This window comes from Eximiradius proteiniborus (genome assembly GCF_058546985.1).
Genome location: NZ_CM178592.1, coordinates 444,813 through 465,418, shown reverse-complemented (window position 1 = coordinate 465,418; position 20,606 = coordinate 444,813). Strand labels below are relative to the sequence as shown.

The 20,606-nt window shown below is 33.2% G+C and carries 19 protein-coding genes; 13 read left to right on the top strand and 6 right to left on the bottom strand.

The features are described 5' to 3' along the window. Window positions 1-3: 3 nt before the first annotated feature. The 8 genes from ACY2LT_RS01930 (at window position 4) to ACY2LT_RS01895 (ending at window position 10,192) form a co-directional block, all read left to right on the top strand. Window positions 4-621, top strand: coding sequence for a DUF2179 domain-containing protein (locus tag ACY2LT_RS01930; RefSeq protein WP_491815991.1), 618 nt, complete (start codon window positions 4-6; stop codon window positions 619-621). 6 nt (window positions 622-627) lie between these two features. Continuing rightward, window positions 628-1,641: a glycosyltransferase gene (locus ACY2LT_RS01925; protein ID WP_491815989.1), complete on the top strand. Its 1,014-nt coding sequence runs from the start codon at window positions 628-630 to the stop codon at window positions 1,639-1,641. Next, on the top strand, window positions 1,641-2,396 hold the full coding sequence (locus ACY2LT_RS01920) for a class I SAM-dependent methyltransferase (RefSeq protein ID WP_491815987.1): 756 nt from the start codon (window positions 1,641-1,643) through the stop codon (window positions 2,394-2,396). Before ACY2LT_RS01925 ends, ACY2LT_RS01920 begins: the two co-directional genes overlap by 1 nt. Before the next feature lie 93 nt (window positions 2,397-2,489). Then, window positions 2,490-4,784, top strand: a complete 2,295-nt coding sequence (locus tag ACY2LT_RS01915; RefSeq protein ID WP_491815986.1) for a PAS domain-containing hybrid sensor histidine kinase/response regulator — start codon at window positions 2,490-2,492, stop codon at window positions 4,782-4,784. A 75-nt stretch (window positions 4,785-4,859) separates the two neighbouring features. After that, the gene (gene recA, locus ACY2LT_RS01910) at window positions 4,860-5,912 is read left to right on the top strand and encodes a recombinase RecA (RefSeq protein ID WP_491815985.1); all 1,053 of its coding nucleotides are present in this window, start codon (window positions 4,860-4,862) and stop codon (window positions 5,910-5,912) included. A 1-nt stretch (window position 5,913) separates the two neighbouring features. Further along, window positions 5,914-6,933: an HPr(Ser) kinase/phosphatase gene (gene hprK, locus ACY2LT_RS01905; RefSeq protein WP_491815983.1), complete on the top strand. Its 1,020-nt coding sequence runs from the start codon at window positions 5,914-5,916 to the stop codon at window positions 6,931-6,933. A gap of 30 nt (window positions 6,934-6,963) precedes the next feature. Continuing rightward, entirely contained in the window at window positions 6,964-8,883 is a 1,920-nt protein-coding gene (locus ACY2LT_RS01900) for a protein-disulfide reductase DsbD family protein (RefSeq protein ID WP_491815981.1), read from the top strand. Between the two features lies 1 nt (window position 8,884). Then, the gene (locus ACY2LT_RS01895) at window positions 8,885-10,192 is read left to right on the top strand and encodes an MFS transporter (RefSeq protein ID WP_491815979.1); all 1,308 of its coding nucleotides are present in this window, start codon (window positions 8,885-8,887) and stop codon (window positions 10,190-10,192) included. Window positions 10,193-10,194: 2 nt separating this feature from the next. Here the strand turns inward: ACY2LT_RS01895 and ACY2LT_RS01890 are convergent, their stop codons facing one another. Beyond that, on the bottom strand, window positions 10,195-11,028 hold the full coding sequence (locus ACY2LT_RS01890) for a 2,3,4,5-tetrahydropyridine-2,6-dicarboxylate N-succinyltransferase (RefSeq protein ID WP_491815977.1): 834 nt from the start codon (window positions 11,026-11,028) through the stop codon (window positions 10,195-10,197). A gap of 8 nt (window positions 11,029-11,036) precedes the next feature. Next, a complete protein-coding gene (locus tag ACY2LT_RS01885) occupies window positions 11,037-11,396 on the bottom strand; it encodes an STAS domain-containing protein (protein ID WP_491815975.1) in 360 nt (119 codons plus the stop codon). A gap of 146 nt (window positions 11,397-11,542) precedes the next feature. Between ACY2LT_RS01885 and lysS the strand changes: the two genes are divergently transcribed. The 3 genes from lysS to murB are packed head-to-tail and all read left to right on the top strand — an operon-like array spanning window position 11,543 to window position 15,125. Then, window positions 11,543-13,051: a lysine--tRNA ligase gene (lysS, locus tag ACY2LT_RS01880; RefSeq protein ID WP_491815974.1), complete on the top strand. Its 1,509-nt coding sequence runs from the start codon at window positions 11,543-11,545 to the stop codon at window positions 13,049-13,051. Between the two features lie 2 nt (window positions 13,052-13,053). Next, a complete protein-coding gene (locus ACY2LT_RS01875; protein ID WP_491815973.1) occupies window positions 13,054-14,109 on the top strand; it encodes a site-2 protease family protein in 1,056 nt (351 codons plus the stop codon). After that, window positions 14,106-15,125: a UDP-N-acetylmuramate dehydrogenase gene (gene murB / locus ACY2LT_RS01870; RefSeq protein ID WP_491815971.1), complete on the top strand. Its 1,020-nt coding sequence runs from the start codon at window positions 14,106-14,108 to the stop codon at window positions 15,123-15,125. Before ACY2LT_RS01875 ends, murB begins: the two co-directional genes overlap by 4 nt. Window positions 15,126-15,130: 5 nt before the next feature. Here murB and ACY2LT_RS01865 read toward each other — a convergent pair whose 3' ends face one another. After that, on the bottom strand, window positions 15,131-16,600 hold the full coding sequence (locus ACY2LT_RS01865; RefSeq protein ID WP_491815970.1) for a UDP-N-acetylmuramoyl-L-alanyl-D-glutamate--2,6-diaminopimelate ligase: 1,470 nt from the start codon (window positions 16,598-16,600) through the stop codon (window positions 15,131-15,133). A 67-nt stretch (window positions 16,601-16,667) separates the two neighbouring features. Here ACY2LT_RS01865 and ACY2LT_RS01860 point away from each other — a divergent pair, with 67 nt between their 5' ends. Further along, on the top strand, window positions 16,668-17,456 hold the full coding sequence (locus ACY2LT_RS01860; protein ID WP_491815969.1) for a phosphatase PAP2 family protein: 789 nt from the start codon (window positions 16,668-16,670) through the stop codon (window positions 17,454-17,456). Window positions 17,457-17,499: 43 nt separating this feature from the next. On the opposite strand, the gene nuoK is transcribed toward ACY2LT_RS01860, so the two are convergent. Continuing rightward, complete coding sequence (gene nuoK, locus ACY2LT_RS01855; RefSeq protein ID WP_491815968.1) at window positions 17,500-17,814, bottom strand: NADH-quinone oxidoreductase subunit NuoK; 315 nt, start codon at window positions 17,812-17,814, stop codon at window positions 17,500-17,502. Window positions 17,815-17,825: 11 nt separating this feature from the next. Next, window positions 17,826-18,338 (bottom strand): NADH-quinone oxidoreductase subunit J family protein, encoded by a 513-nt coding sequence (locus ACY2LT_RS01850; RefSeq protein ID WP_491815966.1) that lies wholly within the window; start codon window positions 18,336-18,338, stop codon window positions 17,826-17,828. Between the two features lie 203 nt (window positions 18,339-18,541). On the opposite strand from ACY2LT_RS01850, the gene ACY2LT_RS01845 reads away from it, so the two are divergent. After that, window positions 18,542-19,822, top strand: a complete 1,281-nt coding sequence (locus ACY2LT_RS01845; protein ID WP_491815965.1) for a citrate (Si)-synthase — start codon at window positions 18,542-18,544, stop codon at window positions 19,820-19,822. Between the two features lie 77 nt (window positions 19,823-19,899). Here the strand turns inward: ACY2LT_RS01845 and nusB are convergent, their stop codons facing one another. Further along, entirely contained in the window at window positions 19,900-20,484 is a 585-nt protein-coding gene (gene nusB, locus ACY2LT_RS01840) for a transcription antitermination factor NusB (protein ID WP_491815964.1), read from the bottom strand. Window positions 20,485-20,606: the final 122 nt, after the last annotated feature.

The window sequence follows — 20,606 nt, the reverse complement described above, 5'->3', positions numbered from 1 at the left end:
TCTATGGATTTTTTTGTAGAACTTGAAAAGTTTTTCGGTAGTGAACTTTTTGGACTGGTAATAATGCCAGTTTTTATTGTATTAGCGAGAGTTACAGATGTAAGCTTAGGAACTCTGAGAATTATTCTTATTGCAAAAGGTTACAGAAAAATCGCGCCAATGCTCGGTTTCTTTGAATCATTCATCTGGATACTCGCTGTTAGTCAAATAATGAAAAACTTGGATAATTTATATTATTTTGTAATGTATGCTTCAGGATTTGCTCTTGGCACTTATTTTGGGATGTTCATTGAAAGCAAGCTTTCATTAGGTGAAGTAATTGTCAGAGTAATAACCAAATACGATGCTTCAGAATTAGTTTCTCGGTTAATTAGCGACAATTATAATTTAACAACAATTGATGCCGACGGTCAATTTGGAAAAGTAAAAATAATTTTTATGGTATTAAAACGCGAGTATCTTAGCGAAGCCATTCAAATTATTAAACAATACAATCCAAATGCTTTTTATACCGTTGAAGATGTAAAATTCGTTCGTGAAGGCTCTCTTCCTGGTATGAATAACTATCCTTTCAGAGGCAAAAAAGATAAAATTAATCGTGCATTTTCAATGAAAAAGTAGTTAATTATGAAAATTTTTCTCATTGGTCCAATTAATTCATCATTCGTTCAAAATGATATTAAGATATTAGGTAAAGAAAATCAATTATTCCTTGAAAATTCAGCAATTGGTAGAGGAATTAGAGGAATTCGGAACTTATTTCTTCTAACATTCAGGTCAGTTTTCAAAACGTTAAGAAGTGAAGCGATTTTTTGTTGGTTCGCTGATTATACAACATTAATTCCATCATTGATCGCAAAAGTTTTTAGGAAAAAAATTTATGTTGTAGCCGGTGGATTTGATGTTACAAATCTTCCGGGAATTAATTGTGGTGCAAGGTTACGCCCGTTCAGATGGTTTTGTGTAAAAAATACTTTTCGTTTAGCCGATAAGATTTTCCCAGTTTCCAATTATGCAAAGAAACAACTTCTCAAACTGACCAATGTTAATGAAAATAAAGTAAAAATGATTTATAACTGTATAGATACTTCGTCATTTGGGGAAGAAACAACTAATTCTAACAGAGAATTCGTTCTTACAGTTTCTCAGGGTGATAACTGGATAGAGTACATTCGCAAAGGAACTCAAAAATTTATTGAAATAGCAAAGGAACTTAAAGATACTAAATTTGTTGTTGCAGGACTTCGTGGTGAAGCTTTGCAACTTGCAAAAAAAGACGCCAACAGTGCATCAAATATTGAAATAATTCCTGGACCTCTGAATCTTTATGAGGAAATCGTACCATTATATAGAAAAAGTTTTGCTTACTGCCAATTTTCTATTGAAGAGACTTTCGGAGTAGCTGTCTTGGAAGCTATGATTTGCGGCAGTCTGCCAATTGTGTCAGAAGGTGGTGCTTTGCCAGAAATCATTTCAGGTAGCGACGCAATTGTTGCACAAACAAAAGAAAAAATTATCAATGCCATTTCAAAAGCAAAAGAACTGTCGAATTCTGAAAGAAAAAAACTGCAAGAGTTTGCTTATCGCTACGATATTAGAGAACGTGAAATTGTCTTGTTGAATGAAATCGGGAACAAATAATGAGAAATTGGCTTATATCAACTGAAAAAAAACAAACAGAATATTATGATGGAATTGAAATTCACGCAGATATAGGTTTGCACGAACAAGCGTTTGAGTTCTTTACAAAATATGTTGAAAAAGGAACGAAAGTACTTGATATTGGTGCCGGAGCAGGGGCTTTCTCCAAAAGACTATATAACAACGGCTATAATGTTGAAGCTATTGATGTGGAAACATTCGACTGGATACCCAAAGAGATACCATTTTTAAAGTTGGATTTAAATAAAGGACTTAAAAACTCTGTCAATAAAGCATATGACGCCCTATGCTGTCTTGAAGTAATTGAACATCTGGAAAATCCTTGGGGGTTTCTCCGTGAAATCAATAGCATTACAAATATTGGAGGGAAGTTACTTTTAACAACACCTAATATCACTTCATTCTGGTCCAGAATGTATTTTTTAAGATCAGGTCATTTTCACGGTTTTATGCCTTATGACTTGAGCTATGGACATATAAACCCACTATCTGGCTATGAAATTGAACTTATTGCAAAAAACACTGGTTGGAAAGTGCTCGAAATCCGACCTGGTGGATATTTGCCAATTTTTGACTTTTCCGAATTTAAACCCAAACTATTATTTTCAAATTTATTCAGATGGCTTGCATATATTATTTCTAAAGGACATAAAAAAGGTTGGGTATTAATGTTTATGCTCGAAAAAGTAGATGAAAGCGAGAATGTTTATAAGCCAGGTATATACAATTATTAATTTCTTTTACTATTTTTCATTATTTAAAATTAATTTTAAAATTAACATTCGTTTTGTAATTTTAGATAAATGTTTCCGATTACTTTGTAAAAAATGACCTACTCACATTCAAACATCGCTAATATTTTCAATTCTAAAAATTTTGCTGATTTTTTGGAATTCCTCCCTTATGGAATTCTTATTTACCAATTCACCGAACCAGAGACTTTAGAATTAATATATAGTAATAAACTTGCTGGCGAAATATTGCAAACTGATTGCGAGGAGTTAATAGGTAAAGATTTTAGTTACATTTGGCAATATTCAGGTGTTTCTGAATTAAAAGAAAAATTTCTCAGTGTTTTTAAAACTGAAAGTATAAGGGAACTTGATGATATCCATTATTTTATCAATGGATTTAAAGGTATCTTTAAAATTAAACTATTTAAATTTGAAAATAACAAATTATGCGTGATTTTTGAAGATCTTCATAAACAAAAACAGATAAAAGAAAAATTAGAAAAACTGAATGAAAAATTTGAGCAATTAATAGAAAATTCATACGATGCAATATATATATTGGAAGGAAGGCGATATAGCTATGTAAACCCTCAATTTATTAATCTATTAGGATATACTCTTGAAGAAGTAACTTCACCTGATTTTGACTTCACTGTCTTGCTAACAGAAAAAAGCAAGGAAATTGTTGAACAACGTTTTAAAGCACGATTAAGAGGCGAATATGTCCCAAACAAGTACCAAACTCAGCTATTATCAAAGTTCGGTGAAATAAAAGAAGTAGAAATCTCTACTGTTTCGCTTTCTACAGCAGGCGAGGTTGCTGTAATGGGCATTATTCATGATATTACCGACAGAATTCGCTTAGAAACCGAATTAGTAAATTCATTAGAAACTTATGTTGGAATAATAAATAGTTTAAATGAGGCTGTTTATATATTAAACAAAGAACATAAATTTATTTTTGTTAACAAAGCAGCTGAAAGGTTCTATGGTTATAAATCAGAGGAAATAATTGGAAAAACTCCTGAATTCTTATCAGCAGAAGGCAAAAATGATTTAGAAGGTGTGAAAAATTTAATCAATTTTGCGTTTGAAGGACAAAGTCAGCAATTTGAATTCTGGGGCAAACGAGCTGATGGAAGAATCTTCCCTAAAAGTGTAGTCTTATCGAAAGGCTTGTTTTTTGGAGAAGAAGTTGTAATTGCTGCAGCACGCGATATTACTGTTAATAAAATATTGGAAGAAGAGATAGTAAAAGCAAAAGAGAAAGCTGAAGAAAACAACAGATTAAAGAGTGCTTTTATTGCTAACCTTAGTCACGAAATCCGTACTCCACTTAATGGAATTATTGGATTTGCGAATTTACTTTCTGAGCCTAATCTGTCTGACAAAGAGAAACTGGAATATACAAGTTTATTAAATAAAAGTTCTGAAAGACTATTAAAAACCGTAAATGATATCATTGAATTATCGAAAATTGAAACCGGACAAGTAGAGATCTCTTATACTGCATTTAGTCTTAGCAGTTTAATAATTGAGCTATATGAATCTTACATAACTAAGTTTAAAGAAAAAGAAATTGAATTTAAATACTTTATTGACAACGAATTAGAAAATATTATTATTCATTCTGATGAAAGAAAATTATGTACAATATTAGATAAATTAATAAGCAACGCATTAAAATTTACAATAAAAGGGCACGTAGAATTTGGATGCTGGAAAAAAGGCTCTAGTATTGAATTTTTTGTTGAGGACACAGGAATAGGAATCTCTGAAGAACATCAAGAAAAAATATTTGATGCATTTGTACAGGAAGACCCTACATTTACAAGAAGTTACGAAGGTGCTGGAATAGGGCTTACAATCGCAAAAGGATTGGTAGAATCTATTGGCGGGAAAATGCATTTAAAATCAACTAAGGGAAAAGGAAGTAGATTTTATTTCACAATTCCATCTGAAAAATTATCTTTATCAGATATTGGTCAAGAAAAAAATTTGGAAATATCTGAAGACAACACATCGAAAAGAAAAGTATTAGTCGCAGATGATGATTTAACCAATATTACTCTATTAGAAAAGATTTTATTAAATAATTTTCACGACATCGAAATTGTTAAAGCAATGAGTGGAGATGAAGTTGTAGAAAAAGCCAAGTCAGCAAAAAATTTAGTTCTTATTTTACTGGATATTAAAATGCCAAATATAGATGGAATAAAAGCTGCAAAAATACTGCAAGAAAATGGTTACAAGGTACCAATTATTTTCATCACTGCTTCTACTTCTTTAGAAGATAAAGAAAAAGCTTCTGAAGTTGATTATTATGATTATATTTTAAAGCCAATTGATGTTTTTGATACGATAGAAAAAATCAGACATTTTTTATAAAAATTTATTAATAATTTACACGTTAATAATTTTCAATTTCATATTATTTTTGTTTAATAATTAGTGAATAATAAAATGGCAAAAGAAGACATACAAAAGATAAGTGATGAAAAACAAAGAGCTGTGAAATTAGCTATCGAACAAATCGAAAAGAATTACGGCAAAGGCTCTATAATGAGATTGAGCGACAGAAACGTAGTTCAAGTGGAAGCAATTCCAACAGGATGTTTGTCGCTTGATGCAGCCATCGGGATTGGAGGAGTTCCAAGAGGAAGAATAACGGAAATTTTTGGTCCTGAATCATCAGGTAAAACTACTATCTGTTTGCATATCATAGCCGAAGCACAGAAAAGAGGTGGAATAGCGGCATTTGTCGATACAGAACACGCTCTTGATGTAAAGTATGCTGAGCGTCTTGGTGTGGATTTAAACAATTTGCTGCTTGCACAACCTGAATTTGGTGAACAAGCTTTGGAAATAGTTGAGACGCTTGTTAGAAGCAATGCAATTGATGTAATTGTAATTGACTCTGTTGCAGCACTCACTCCACGTGCTGAAATCGAGGGAGAAATGGGCGATGCACAAATGGGCTCGCAAGCAAGATTAATGTCGCAAGCAATGAGAAAATTAAATGCTGCAATTGGAAAGACTAAAACTACAGTAATTTTCACTAATCAGCTCAGAAGTAAGCTTGGAGTTGTGTATGGTAATCCAGAAACTACTACTGGTGGCAATGCTTTAAAATTTTATGCTTCGGTTAGAATAGATATTCGTCGTAAAGAAGTTATAAAAGATGGACAAGAAGCAATCGGAAGCAGAACAAAAGTTAAGATAGTGAAAAATAAAGTTGCTCCTCCGTTCAAAGAAGTAGAATTTGATATTCTTTATAATGAAGGGATCTCTAAGATTGGTGATTTGATGGATGTTGCAATTGAACACGGAATAATTACAAAAAGTGGTTCGTGGTTTACTTATAAAGATGAAAGAGTGCAGGGACGAGATGGTTTGAAAAAAATATTATCAGAAAAGCCTGAATTGATGAGCGAATTAGAAGAAAAAGTAAGAAACGTATTAAATAATAATCCAGCTTTTTCTAAAAATAATACTAAAACTGAGATAGAATTGTAAAATGAAATTTGAAGAATTAGAAGAAATAACTCAGGAGAGTATTTTTGTTGAATCTTTGCTAAATTCTCCTGCTAAATTAAAGCTTCTTACTGGCAATATTGGTTTAGATAAATTAATAAAAAACAAAGATTTGCATCGTCCGCAGCTTGCCTTGGCAGGATTTGTTGAGCTCTTTAATCATAATCAAATTCAAATCATTGGAAATACCGAGTATTTTTACTTAAAAAGTTTATCAAAGCAACAAAGAATTAACTCAATAAAAAATTTGGCTCAATTCGATATACCCTGTGTGATTATTACCAATGGTCGTGAACCTTTCCCGGAATTTTTACAAATTGCAAAAGAACACAACATACCTGTTTTTTCAACTGATTACAATACAACAAAAGCATTTAATCTTTTATCAGAATATTTAGATGATCAATTTGCTCCACACGTAGTTGTTCACGGTTCTTTCGTTGACGTTTATGGTGTAGGAGTTCTATTTATTGGGAAAAGTGGGATTGGAAAAAGTGAAATCGCTCTTGATTTAGTTGAGCGTGGTCATAGACTTGTTGCAGACGATATTGTAATGTTAACAAAGAAGCGCGAAACAATAATAATGGGAACGGGGACAAGTTTAGTCCAACACTTTATGGAGATTCGGGGTTTAGGAATAATTGACATCAGGCAAATGTTTGGCATACGAGCAATTCGTTTTCAGAAAAGACTTGAGATAATTGTTGAATTGGAAGAGTGGTCTCAAAAACAAGAGTATACAAGAACAGGTTTGGACGAGACTTATGCTAACATTATGGGTGTAGAAATTTCTATGGTAAAATTACCAATTATTCCGGGTAAGAATATTACAGTAATTGCAGAAGTAATTGCCATAAATTATTTATTGCGAACATACGGATATAATGCCGCTAAAGTATTTACAGATAATCTGAAAGATGCTATCAAAAAACGTTCTGCCGGACCCCAAAGGAATTTTCAAGATAAAAGACTTATTAATTATTTCCAAGGCGATAATGAATAATTGAATGTATAATTTCGAGGTATATTATTTATGAGAAGATTCTTTTTGTTACTATTCTTTTTTTTAATTGAATTACATTTTAGTTTAAATGCCGCCTCCCCTGTAAAATTAGTTGCAAAACCTTCTAAATTAGAAGTCAAAAAAGGTGAAAAATTCGATGTTCAACTCACAATGACTTTTGATGGGCATTGGTATTCATACTCGCTCGTTGAAGTTATTGGTCCAGATGGATTGGGTCCAATGCCAACTGTAATCAGTGCCGAACCAAAAAATTTAGTTGAAATTATTGGAAAAGTAAAAGAGCCAAAGCCTAAAAAAAAGTTTGATAAAGCATTTGAAATCGAGGTATTATACCATAAAGGTACAGTAAACTTTATTGTTCCTTTAGTAGCCAAAAAAGATCTTAATTTCGCAAAAGATAAAGTAAAGATTATTGCAAATATGCAACTCTGTGAAGAAGAAAGGTGTTTGCCACCTGAAGATTATTCTGCAATAGTTTCAAATGATATCTATGCAAGTAGCGAAAAAGAAGTATTGGAAAATGAAATAGATACAGTATCAAAAAATATAGTTGAGAATCCATTAGACACAGTAAAAGAGAACATTACAGAAGTTGCTGCTGCAAAATCACAACCAAAATCTGAGTTAGAAAAAAAGAAAGAGCAAGGAATATTGTCATTCCTGTGGTTTTCAATGACAGCTGGAGCATTGGCACTTCTAACTCCTTGCGTTTTCCCTATGGTGCCTATTACAGTATCATTTTTTACTAAGAGAGCTGAAAAAAATAAGGGTAAAGGGCTTAGAGATGCATTAGTATATGCATTTGGAATTATTTTCACTTTTACAGGACTTGGTTTCCTATTTTCAATATTATTTGGTGCGAGCGGAATACAGGATTTCACATCTAGTCCTTGGGTAAATTTTGTTATCGCCCTTATTTTTATCGTATTTGCATATAGTTTATTTGGAGCTTTCGAACTTCAAATACCGACATCAATAACGAACAAACTTAATCAAAAGAGTATGCAGGGAGAAGGTATATTTAGTGTAATTCTGATGGGACTAACATTCTCGTTAGCTTCTTTTTCCTGTACGGGTCCGTTGGTAGCAGCAGCTTTGGTAAGTGCTGCATCAGGTGAATGGTTCTACCCAATCATTAGTATGTTAGGATTTTCTACTGTTCTTGCAGCTCCATTTTTCTTGCTTGCATTATTTCCTACCGCTCTTTCTTCTTTGCCTCGTGCCGGAGGCTGGATGAACAACATCAAAGTTGTGCTTGGTTTTCTTGTAATCGCAGCAACACTTAAATTTTTGAACAATGCTTTTGCTGACTGGGGAATTGGATTAAGCAGAGAAATATTTATAGCGATATGGGTAGCCTGCCTTTCCCTTGCTACTCTTTATATTCTCGGCATATTCAAAATGTCGCACGATGCCCCAATCGATTCAGTTAGCCCAACTCGTTTAACTTTTGCAATATTATTTGCAAGTATTTCATTGTATGTTGCAACGGGATTTTTCAGTTCTTCGATGGGTTTCCTTGAAGCATTTTTGCCAGCTCCTGAAACAACTTCTAATGTAGTAGGCACAGCCCAAACAGAACAAAAATGGTTCGACAATATAGAGCAAGCAAAAATTGAAGCAAGAAATTCTAATAAGCTCATTTTACTTGACTTCACAGGTAAGCATTGCCCAAATTGCAGGCTAATGGAAAGAAACATATTCACATTACCAGAAGTTGCTGCAAAACTGAATGAACTTGTAAAAGTTAAATTAATAACAGATTTACGAGAAGAACCATATATTTCAAATAAAAAATACCAAATGGAACATTTTAATTCAGTTGCAATTCCATTTTATGTTTTGATGAATGCAGATGGAAAAGTTATAAATCAAATTGCCTTCACTACTAATAAAGATGAATTTCTTAAATTTTTAAATTCAAAATAAAATGTCCGTTCAAAACAAAAAAGAAAGGCTGGGTTGGTATTTTTATGATTGGGCTAACTCAGCCTTTCCTACAACTGTCATAACAGTTTTTTTAGGACCATATATTACTTCTATCGCAAACAATGTTGCAGTCAATGGACAGATTAATGTTTATGGGTTAGAAATTGCAAGTGGTTCATACTATCCATACTTAGTCTCGATTTCTGTTTTCTTGCAAGTATTTTTTCTCCCAATAATTGGAAGCATTGCAGACAAAACAAAAGCAAAAAAATTAATTTTAGGTGTCGCCGCATATATTGGAGCATTAGCAACATTGAGTTTATTTTTTTTGGACGGAAACAGATATGTCTTTGGTGGCTGGATGTTTGTAGTTGCAAATATTTCTTTCGGTGCTTCCATTGTTGTATATAACTCAATTTTAAATGATATTTCTACAATAGACGAACGCGATGAAGTTTCGTCGAAAGGATGGGCATTTGGATACATCGGTGGTGGTTTACTCCTACTGATAAATCTCGTTTTCTTTAGCAATGCTGAAAGCTTTGGAATAAGTACATCTGATGCTGTTCGTATTTGTCTTGCTTCTGCTGGAGCTTGGTGGGCAATATTTACTTTATTTCCATTATTATGGATAAGAAATTATAAAAATCAGATAAACAAACGAGACAAAAGTCCAGTAAAAATATTAAGGGGCGGTTTCGAACAGTTCATTGATACATTTAAAAATGCTAAAAAATATCCAAGAACACTGTATTTTTTGATTGCATATTTGATGTACAACGATGGTGTGCAAGCAGTAATAGCCCTTGCAGCACAATTTGGACAAGAGGAACTTGGTTTGGAAATGTCTTTTCTAACGTTTGTAATATTGATTGTTCAATTTGTTGCTTTCGGAGGTGCATTACTATTTGGCAAACTTGCGAACTATTTAGGAACTAAAAAAGCATTAGCAATAAGCATTATTATCTGGATTTGTGCAATTATTTTTGCATTCGGTTTTTTATTTGGTAAAACTGAGTTTTTAATCTTAGGTCTGACAATTGGATTAGTAATGGGTGGCACTCAGGCTTTGAGCCGCTCACTTTTTTCAAAAATTATTCCAAAAAATCAGGAAGCAGAATACTTTAGTTTCTATGAAATAAGCGAACGTGGAACAAGTTGGCTTGCTCCATTGCTTTTTGGTTTGGTGTATCAATTTACTTCATCTTATAGGCTGGCAATATTATCACTGCTATTATTTTTTATAATAGGCTTATATATGCTATTACGAGTAAAATTAGATAAAGCAATAATTGATGCTCAATCATAAACTTATCTTAATATTTCTTCCAAAGCTACTCGTGCGTCGGTTTGTTCATCTCTATATTTCACAATAACGGGTGTATAGATACCCAATCCATAATTTTCTGCAAAGTAGCCTTTAACTTTTCTGCTACCTGCCACAACAACAGCGGAGCGTGGCACTTCCAATGGTTTGTCGTTTGAGCCCTTTATAATACGATTATGAACAATGTCGTATATTGGAGTAGATGCAGTTAAAATAACACCTGATGCAATAATCGCGTTCTGTCGAACGAGCACCCCTTCGTAGATGCCACAATTACCACCGATGAGCACATTATCCTCGATTATCACCGGACGAGCTCCAATTGGTTCAAGCACACCTCCTATTTGAGCTGCAGCACTAATATGAACATTTTTCCCGATTTGAGCACATGTCCCAACGAGTGCATGAGAATCAACCATACTCCCCGAATCGATGTAAGCCCCGATGTTTATATACATAGGTGGCATACAAATCACACCATTCGCAATGTATGCTCCGGTTCTAATGGATGAGCCACCAGGAACTAATCTAATATTATCCTCGAGTGAAATTTGTTTTAGTGGTAAAGTATGTTTGTCAAAAAATCGGAATTCATCAGAAACAGATATTTCTATCAATTTCCCATATCGAAAGAGTATAAGAATGCCCTCTTTCACCCAGGTATTTATTACCCATTCTTCATTAATTTTTTCAGCAGCGCGAATTTTACCTTTGTTTAAAAGGTCAATAAATTCATCGGCAAATTGCTGAAACTCTAAATGTGAACAATGCTCATAATTTAGTTTAAGATGAGCAATTTTCTCTTCTAATGTATTCATAAGTAACTCTATTTAAGTATTGAGATAGCTTCTTCAATATTGTTATATATGCGAAGAACCTTGTGCAAATGGGTAACTTCGAGTAAATACTTAACTTTCTCAGGCACATTTACTAAAGCAAATGAAATATCGGAATTGCGTAATGTGCTCATTGTCCCGACAAGCATACCCAAGCCTGTGCTATTAATAACTTCGACTTCGCACAAATCAGCAATGATAACACTAACATTCTGCTCTTTACATTTTTGTATAGCAAGATTGAATTCTAGCGCATCATTTCCACCAAGAACCTGTTTTTTCAATAAAATTTTTGCGATTTTCGCTTCTTCAGATAAAAATTCTATGTTATATGAATTATCTTGGTTCATTACGCAATCCTGTTTAAGTTATTTACTCAATAATACAAAAAAAAAATTTGCGTTCAAAATACAATTTGAGTAATTATCATTTTATCTGATAAATCGTAAAAAATTATTAATTTGCAAAGTTATATTTTGCAATTTTGAGGTTAATAATGGCAGAACAATTAAACGAGCAAGATTTAAGACGTTTTGAAGAACTCGAACTGCTTGAAAAAGCAGGAATTGAGGTTTACCCATATAGTTTTAATAAAACACATTCTGCAAAATTTATCTTAGAGAATTATAATGACGAAAAACCCGATGAATTATCAAATGTCGGCGTTGCAGGACGTATTTCTGCAATAAGGAGAATGGGAAAAGCTAGTTTTTTTCACATTGCAGATGAAACCGGTAAAATTCAAATTTATATGAAAAAGGATGATTTACCAGATTTTTACGAAAATACAAAATTACTTGATATAGGCGATATTATTGGAATTGAAGGATTTGCATTTAGAACAAAAACTGGTGAAATCACTATTCACGCACGAAAAGTATCTCTACTTGCAAAATGTTTGCGAACTTTACCTGTGGTAAAGGAAGAAATTGACGAGCAGGGAAATAGAATTGTATATGACGCATTTGCTGATAAAGAGCTTCGTTACCGCCGTAGATATGTTGATTTAATTGTAAATCCTGACATTAAAAATACATTTGTTAAACGTTCAAAAATTATTTCTTACATTCGAAAATTTTTTGATGAAAAAGGTTGGTTAGAAGTTGATACACCAATTTTGCAAACTATTTATGGTGGTGCAACAGCACGACCATTCATTACACACCTGAATGCTTTGGATATTACTTTATATTTAAGAATAGCAGTTGAATTATATTTGAAACGTTTGATTGTAGGTGGCTTTGAAGGAGTTTATGAAATTGGCAGAAACTTCCGGAATGAAGGGATGGATAGAACTCACAACCCTGAATTTACAATGTTAGAACTTTACGTTGCATTCAAAGACTACAACTGGATGATGGATTTAACAGAAGAATTGATTTCAAAAACTGCTTTAGAAGTAAATGGCACTTATGAAGTAGAATTTGAAGGAAAACTAATTAGTTTAAAACCACCGTTTCGCAGAGCCAAAATGTTTGATTTGTTCAAGCAATATACAGGATATGAACTAAAAGGAAAGTCGCGTGAAGAATTATTTGAAATAGCAAAAAAATTAAACGTTGAAATAGATAAGGATGCCTCATCAATGAAAATACTTGATGAGATATTCGGTGCAAAAGTTGAAGAACATCTTGTTCAGCCAACTTTTGTAATAGATTATCCTCTCGAAATGTCGCCACTTGCCAAAAAGCATCGCAACGAAGAAGGTCTTGTTGAACGATTTGAATTATTTGTAAATGGAAATGAACTTGCAAATGCATTCAGTGAACTTAACGATCCCCGGGACCAAAGACAGCGTCTTGAAGAACAAGCAAGAATTAGAGCAGCAGGTGATGAAGAAGCAATGGTTGTTGATGAAGACTTCTTATATTCGCTTGAAGTTGGTATGCCACCAACAGCTGGGTTGGGCATTGGGATTGATAGGCTTGTTATGCTGCTGACAGGCGAAAGTTCAATACGTGATGTCATACTATTCCCTATGATGAGACCCGAAAAAAACAAATAAAAATGGATGATTATTATTCAATAAAAAAGAAAACAAAAAGCTCGTTAATTATTCATATAGGGCTCTTTGTAGCAACATTTATTACTTGCTCGATTGCAGGAGCACAGTGGGCAAATGTAGATTTCACAGAAGTATTGAATTGGCATTACGGTATTACTTATGCTGTATTAATTTTAACTTTTTTGTCTGCCCACGAATTTGGACATTATTTTGCTGCGAAATATTATGGTGTTGATGCAACTCTACCGTATTACATACCATTTCCAATACCAATTACAATTAATTTCGGAACTTTTGGTGCAGTAATTAAGACACGTTCACCAATTCCTAATAGTAAAGCACTTTTTGATATTGGCGCGGCAGGACCAATTGCTGGATTTATTGTTTCGTTAATTTTTCTTATTTATGGATTTGCAACGCTCCCACCTATTGATTTTCTTTATTCAATCCACCCAGAATATATCACTCTTTATGGTGGAGAGATTCCCAATAAGAGTTTATTTTTCGGAGATACAATACTTTTCTGGTTGCTTGCCAAATTATTTGCTAATCCTAACGGATTTTTGCCACCAATGAATGAAATATATCATTATCCTTTTTTGAATGTAGGATGGTTTGGATTATTTGTTACTACTTTAAATATGCTTCCTATTGGACAGCTCGATGGCGGACATATTACATATGCAATGTTTGGAAGAACAAACCATGCAAAGATTGCACGTATATGTTGGGGAATATTAATCATTTTGGGAATATTTTCACTCTTTGGTGCTTTGTATGAAGCTCTGAAAGTTGATAATCCGAATAAATTATTTATCTGGTTTCAAGAACTATTATTGCCAATACTTTCATTTATTGATACAAAAGTACCTTTTATTTTCAAGTCATGGTTTGGGTGGCTTGTATGGGCATTGGTAACAAAGTTTTTTGTTAAATTAGATCACCCACCAGTTCTTCAAGAGGGAGATATTGGTGTTGTTAGAAAAACGATTGGATGGGTAACTATCATTATTTTACTTCTTTCCTTTTCTTACAATGGAATTTATTTTATAGAATGATAAATATTTTAGAGAACATATCGTTAAAAAGATACAACACATTCGGAATAGACACGAAAGCAAAATATTTCGTTAAAGTTCATAGTATAGATGATATATTTGATTTATTGCAAACGAAGCAGTTTCAGGAAAATCGCAGGATAATTCTTGGAGGTGGTTCGAATTTACTATTTAGGAGTGATTTCCAGGGACTTGTTATTTTGGTCGAAATCAAAGGTGTTCATTTCGAAGGTTCAACTAAATCAAATACAATTTTGAAAGTTGCTTCAGGAGAGAATTGGAGTGATTTTGTTGAACTATGTGTGAAAAATAGATTGTATGGATTAGAAAACTTAGTGTCCATTCCGGGCAAAGTTGGTGCTGCTCCTGTGCAAAATATTGGTGCTTATGGTGTAGAACAAAAAGATTATCTTCACAAAGTTGAATACATAGATTCAACAACTGGTAAAATTGAAGTTGTGGATAAAGACGAATGTAAATTTGAATACCGTAGTTCCGTTTTTAAAGGCAACCTCGAAGGAAAAGCCATTATTACAAACGTATATTACGAACTTTCAAGAGAGTGGAAACCCAATATCAATTACAAAGATATTAAACAAGAACTCGACAAATTTTCATTTGTCATGCCTGATGCTGAATATGTACTGAATACTGTCAAAAGAATTCGAAAAAGAAAATTGCCTGATCCGTTGGATATTGGAAATGCAGGTAGTTTTTTTAAGAATCCGGTTGTTGATGAAAGTCAATTTTTAACTTTAAAAGAAAAATATCCGGATATTCCTTATTTTCTGTCGAACGATAAATATAAAATTCCGGCTGCATATTTAATTGAAAAATGCGGTTGGAAAGGTCGGAGTGTAGGTAATTGTGGAGTTTATGACAAACATTCATTAATATTAGTTAATTACGGAAATGCTTCAGGAGAAGAAATATACCAACTTTCAGAAAATATCAGGCAATCTGTTCAGGAGCAATTTGGAATATTACTTGAAAGAGAAGTAATTGTTGTTGAATAATTATCTTACATTTTTTTCAATTGTTCAAGATCATCAAAATGAAAGCGAGTTTGACCGATAATTTGATATTTTTCGTGTCCCTTACCTGCTACTAAAACAATGTCTTCATTTCTCGAAATATTTACAGCATAACGAATAGCCTCAGCGCGCTCAGCAATTTCAATTACTTTAGACTTATTAACTTCTGCTATACCATCAAGAATTTCCTTTCTGATATTCGCCGGATCTTCTGTTCGCGGATTGTCGTCAGTTATTATTACAATATCTGCAATTTGAGATGCAATATCACCCATTTTAGGTCGCTTCGAACGGTCCCGGTCTCCCCCACATCCAAAAACGCAAATTAGTTTAGAATTACTATACCCTGTGCTTTGAAGAATTTCCCGGCAAGTAAGCAATGCTTTTTCAAGAGCATCAGGAGTATGGGCATAATCAACTATACCCACTGCACCTGTTCGCAACTGAATTGAAGACATTCTACCTTCTGCCGGCGAAACTTCTTTCATTGCTACAACTATATCATCCGGATTGTAACCAAGCTCAATGCAAGAGGCAACTGAAAGCGAGGAATTATCAATATTAAACTTCCCTAAAAGTGATGTATTTATTTCTAAATTGAAAATATTAATTGAGAGTTGGAAAGAAATGCCATCTCGCATTATTTTTTCTTTATGGATAACATATTTATTCGAATTATTCCTTCCAACAAAAGAAATATTTTTGGATTGACAATTAGAAACCATAAACTTAGCCCACTCGGAATCACCTTGCAAAATTGCTATAGCGTCTGGTTTTAAATTGTCAAATAGAATCTTTTTAGCAGAAGCATAATTCTCCATATTTTTATGATAATCTAAATGGTCGTGTGTAAGATTTGTGAAAACTGCTAAATCAAAGTCAATACCAAACACTCTCTTTTGTTCTAATGAATGAGATGAAACTTCCATAACAACGCATTGAACTCCGTTTGCCGCCATTTCTTTAAAAATACGACAAAGTTCAAACGATTCAGGAGTTGTATGAGTTGCATTATAAAAACGATTCAGGAAAAAAATTCCCGTTGTTCCGATAATCCCAACTTTAAGTCCCATCCTCTCTAATATTTGAGCTATCAGATAAGTAGTTGTTGTTTTCCCATTTGTTCCGGTTACCCCAATCATTTTCATAAAACGTGTAGGATCATCAAACCACCAGTGAGAAATTTCCGCGAGTGCTTGCCGTGAGCTGTCTACTTTAATAAAAGTAACATCATCGTATGAATCTGGCACTTTCTCGCAGACAATAGTCTTGCATCCTTGTTTAATTACATCAGGAATAAAAGAATGCGCGTCAACCTTTGTGCCTTGCATAGCGACAAAAAGAGTATCAGAAGAAACAAGTCTGGAATCATAACTAATTGAAGAAATACTTCTATCAACTAAATTTATTACTTCACGATAAGAGATTTTTTTTAGTAAGTCAGTTAGCTTTTTCATAATAATTTCAATTAATTCAGAAAATATTAATAAATTAATAAACAAAAATAGTAAAAATATCTGAAAAATGAAGAAAATCCTAATTATTCTCATTACAGTTGTCTTAACCAACAACAACTTATTTTCGAGCTACATTTCTAATGATTGGAGAGAATTTAAAGAAGATTACCGCCAATTATTTAGAAATGTCTCTAACGCTCAAATTAAAGATTTAGCAGTACCATCTGCAATTGTGTTGAGTACTTTGCTTGCAGCTCAATACGATGAGGAGATCAGGAATATATTTAAAACAGTTGAGGATGATAATTTTAATCAATTTCAAATAATTGCTAATCAACTGGGGGAACCTATTTCTTTCTGTGTATTTCCTGGAATAGTTTACAGCACAGGTTATATTTTCAACTCAAAATCAACAAGAAAAACCGGTCGCCTTTTGTATGAAAGCGTTTTGTTAAATGGATTGATAACGACAGTATTAAAAACAAGCATTGGAAGAGCCAGACCATATGTTGAATCAGGTAATTCACGTTTTGAGTATTTTTCATATGAAGATGATAGTTTTATGTCCCTGCCGTCTGGACACACTTCTATGGTATTCGCAATGGCAACAATATTATCCTACAGAAGTAAAAGTTCAATTTTACCAATAATATATTATGCAATAGCAGGCTCAACAGGAATGGCAAGAATATATTTTGATAAACATTGGTTTTCAGATGTTATTGCTGGTGCAATGGTTGGAACAGCCTCATCATTACTTATTATTAACGCAGAAAAAAAACGTAAAACCAAAGATGATACTTTTCAGATACCTATTATTCAATTCAAAATTGGTTTTGATAGAATAAAATTTTGATATTATTTTGTCAATAAAAATTTACCAAAATAATTCGAAGAAATTACAACTTTAGTAAATTCACTTCATTAACAAAAACAGTTTGTTTAAGTCTATACAAAGCAAGAACAATAGCAAGACCAATCGCAGCTTCAGCCGCAGCAATTGCCATCACAAAAAAAACAAACAACTGACCAAGAGTGTCGCCAAAAAAAATTGAGAAGCTTACAAAAGTTAGATTTACTGAATTCAGCATAATTTCGATAGACATAAATATAATAATCGCATTTCTGCGAGTAAGAACACCAACAGCACCAATGACAAACAATATTGCAGAAAGGACTAAATAAAATTCCAAAGGTATATTTGTAATGAGCATAATATTCCTCTTTACATTAATTTTCGTTTTGCAAGTAATACGGCACCAATTATTGCAGCAGTAAGCAAAAGCCCTATAGCTTCAAATTGAACTATGTAGTTTGTAAACAACGACCGTCCAATAGCTTGCACAGTAGTAAAATTCAAATTATACACGGGGAAAGAAGTAGGTTCAGGATATAGATTAACAAACGCATAAATAATAGCAAATCCAAAAATTCCTGCTAATATTATCCCACCGAAATTATTTATTGTTATCTTCTTTTCAAGAGATTGATCCTTGCCCAAGTTAAGAAGCATTATCACAAAGACTACCAAAACCATAATTGCCCCAGCATAAACCAATATTTGCATTACGGCAACAAATTGAGCATTAAGAGTAAGATAAAGTCCTGCCAACATAAAAAAATGCACTACCAAAGCCATTGCAGACCTGATAGGATGCTTTGTTGAAATGGTTACAATTGCAGAAGCAACAGCAAGAACCGACAATATGATAAAGAAAAAATAGTTCAAATCCATCATTATTATATTTAAGTAATCATACAACTGTTCAAATCAGTAATACATAACGAACTGGCACAATTATTATTTTTATTTATAAGTTCAAAAAAATTGCTTGTAAATCGACAAATATTATTTTGAATAAAAAGAAAAATTCTTTAAATTAAGGCAGAATCTATTTTTTTCAACATTATTAAGTTGTTTTCCAATAATAAGGTTTCTCTATGTCCCTATTAAAACAAAGACTTGGTGAAATTCTACCAAAACAGGTAGAAGAAATCAAACATTTTCTAAACGAATATGGAGATAGAATTGTCTCCGATGTGAAGTTAGCACAGGTTTATGGTGGATTAAGAGGAGTAAAAGCATTAGTATGCGACACCTCCGAAGTTCCGCCTGATAAAGGTCTTATAATACGTGGAATTCCGCTGAAAGATTTAGTAGATAAGCTTCCAGAAGAGGTATTTTGGTTATTGCTTACGGGCGAATTGCCAAATGATACCGAGTTGCGTGATTTACAGAACGAACTATTAGCACGTCAGAGAGTTCCAGACTATGTTTGGAAAGTTATCGACTCAATGCCAGATAATTCACACCCAATGGCAATGTTCAATACTGCAATACTTGTAATGGAGATTGAGTCAGAATTTGCAAAACGATATTCAGAGGGATTGCCAAAATCCGAGTATTGGATACCTACTCTGGAAGATGCATTAAATATTATTGCCAAACTTCCTGCTATTGCGGCTTACGTTTATAGAAAGAGATTCAATAAAGGACCACGTATCGAGCCTGCTGATAATTTGGATTGGGCAGCCAATTATGCTTATATGCTTGGAATTGACGACCCTAACGGCGAATTCAGTAAATTAATGAGATTATATCTAACATTGCACTGCGATCACGAAGGTGGAAACGTTTCATCGTTCTCAGCAGCAACTATTAATTCCGGATTGTCTGATTTGTATTACGCTCTTTCAGGTGGATTGAACGGGCTTGCTGGACCGCTCCACGGGCTTGCAAATCAGGAGTGTTTAGCTTGGATACTTGATACAATGGAAAAATTTGGTGGGGCACCTACCGAAGAGCAACTTGAAAAATACGCTTGGAATACTTTAAATTCAGGCAAAGTAATTCCTGGTTATGGACATGCCGTTCTTAGAATTACTGACCCAAGATTTGAAGCATTCTTGGAATTTGGCAAAAAATATATGCCAAATGATCCTGTATTCAAAACTGTTGCAAGAGTATTCAACGTAGTTCCAAACGTATTATCACAAGTGAAAAAGATAAAGGACCCATGGCCAAACGTCGATGCAGGTTCTGGTGCTTTACTTTATCATTATGGAATACAGGAATTTAGTTATTACACTGTTTTGTTCGCTGTTTCGCGTGCATTGGGTATTTGTGCACAAAATATTATTGCTCGTGCTTATAGCTTGCCAATTATCAGACCTAAATCACTCCCTACGGCAAAATTCAAGGAAATGATTGAAAACCAATGACGTATGATTTTGTAAAAACAAATGAGCCGCTTCATTTTTCTGAAGCGGCTCATAATTTATATTTCAGCTACGAGTAATTACTTTTCTATTAATCCTTTTCCGGTTTTCTTAATTTTTCCTTGTTCTTTTAGTTTTTTTCTGAAATTATCAAGCAAACCATTAATAAAAATGTTACTTTTGTCAGTAGAATAATTCTTTGAAATTTCAATAATTTCATTAATTGTAACTTTTTCAGGAATTTCCTGAAAATAAATAAATTCGGCAAGAGCCATATTAATAAGAATCCGATCTATTAGAGCTATTCGTTCTATTTCCCAGTGCCGAACTTCTTCTTTGATTAAATTAATAGTAAAATCTTTCAATTCAATTGAAGCATTGATAAGGCTTCGAGCAAAATTAATATTGTCTTCTTTCCATAGAATTGGAATATCAGCCTCTAATTCAATAATTTGCTCTTGTTTTAGAAGAACGCCTTGAGGTGGATTAGCTGGATCGAATGTGTATTCTCGATAGAAAATATTAGTAAAAAGGAAATCTAAATCACTTCCTGAAACTTCAAAAGCAACTAAAATTTGCAGAACTTTTTCTCTTACAAGCCGTCGCGAACCAGTGATTTTTTTACTTTTGCTTAACGGATATAATTCAATTTCAGATAACAACATATTTTTAAAGAACGCTCATATTATAATATTACAAAATTAAAGAAATAACGAATAATTTCAAAAAAATAATACCTATTAAGAGTTAATCCTCCTAATAGGTATATCTGAAATAGAGAGTTAAA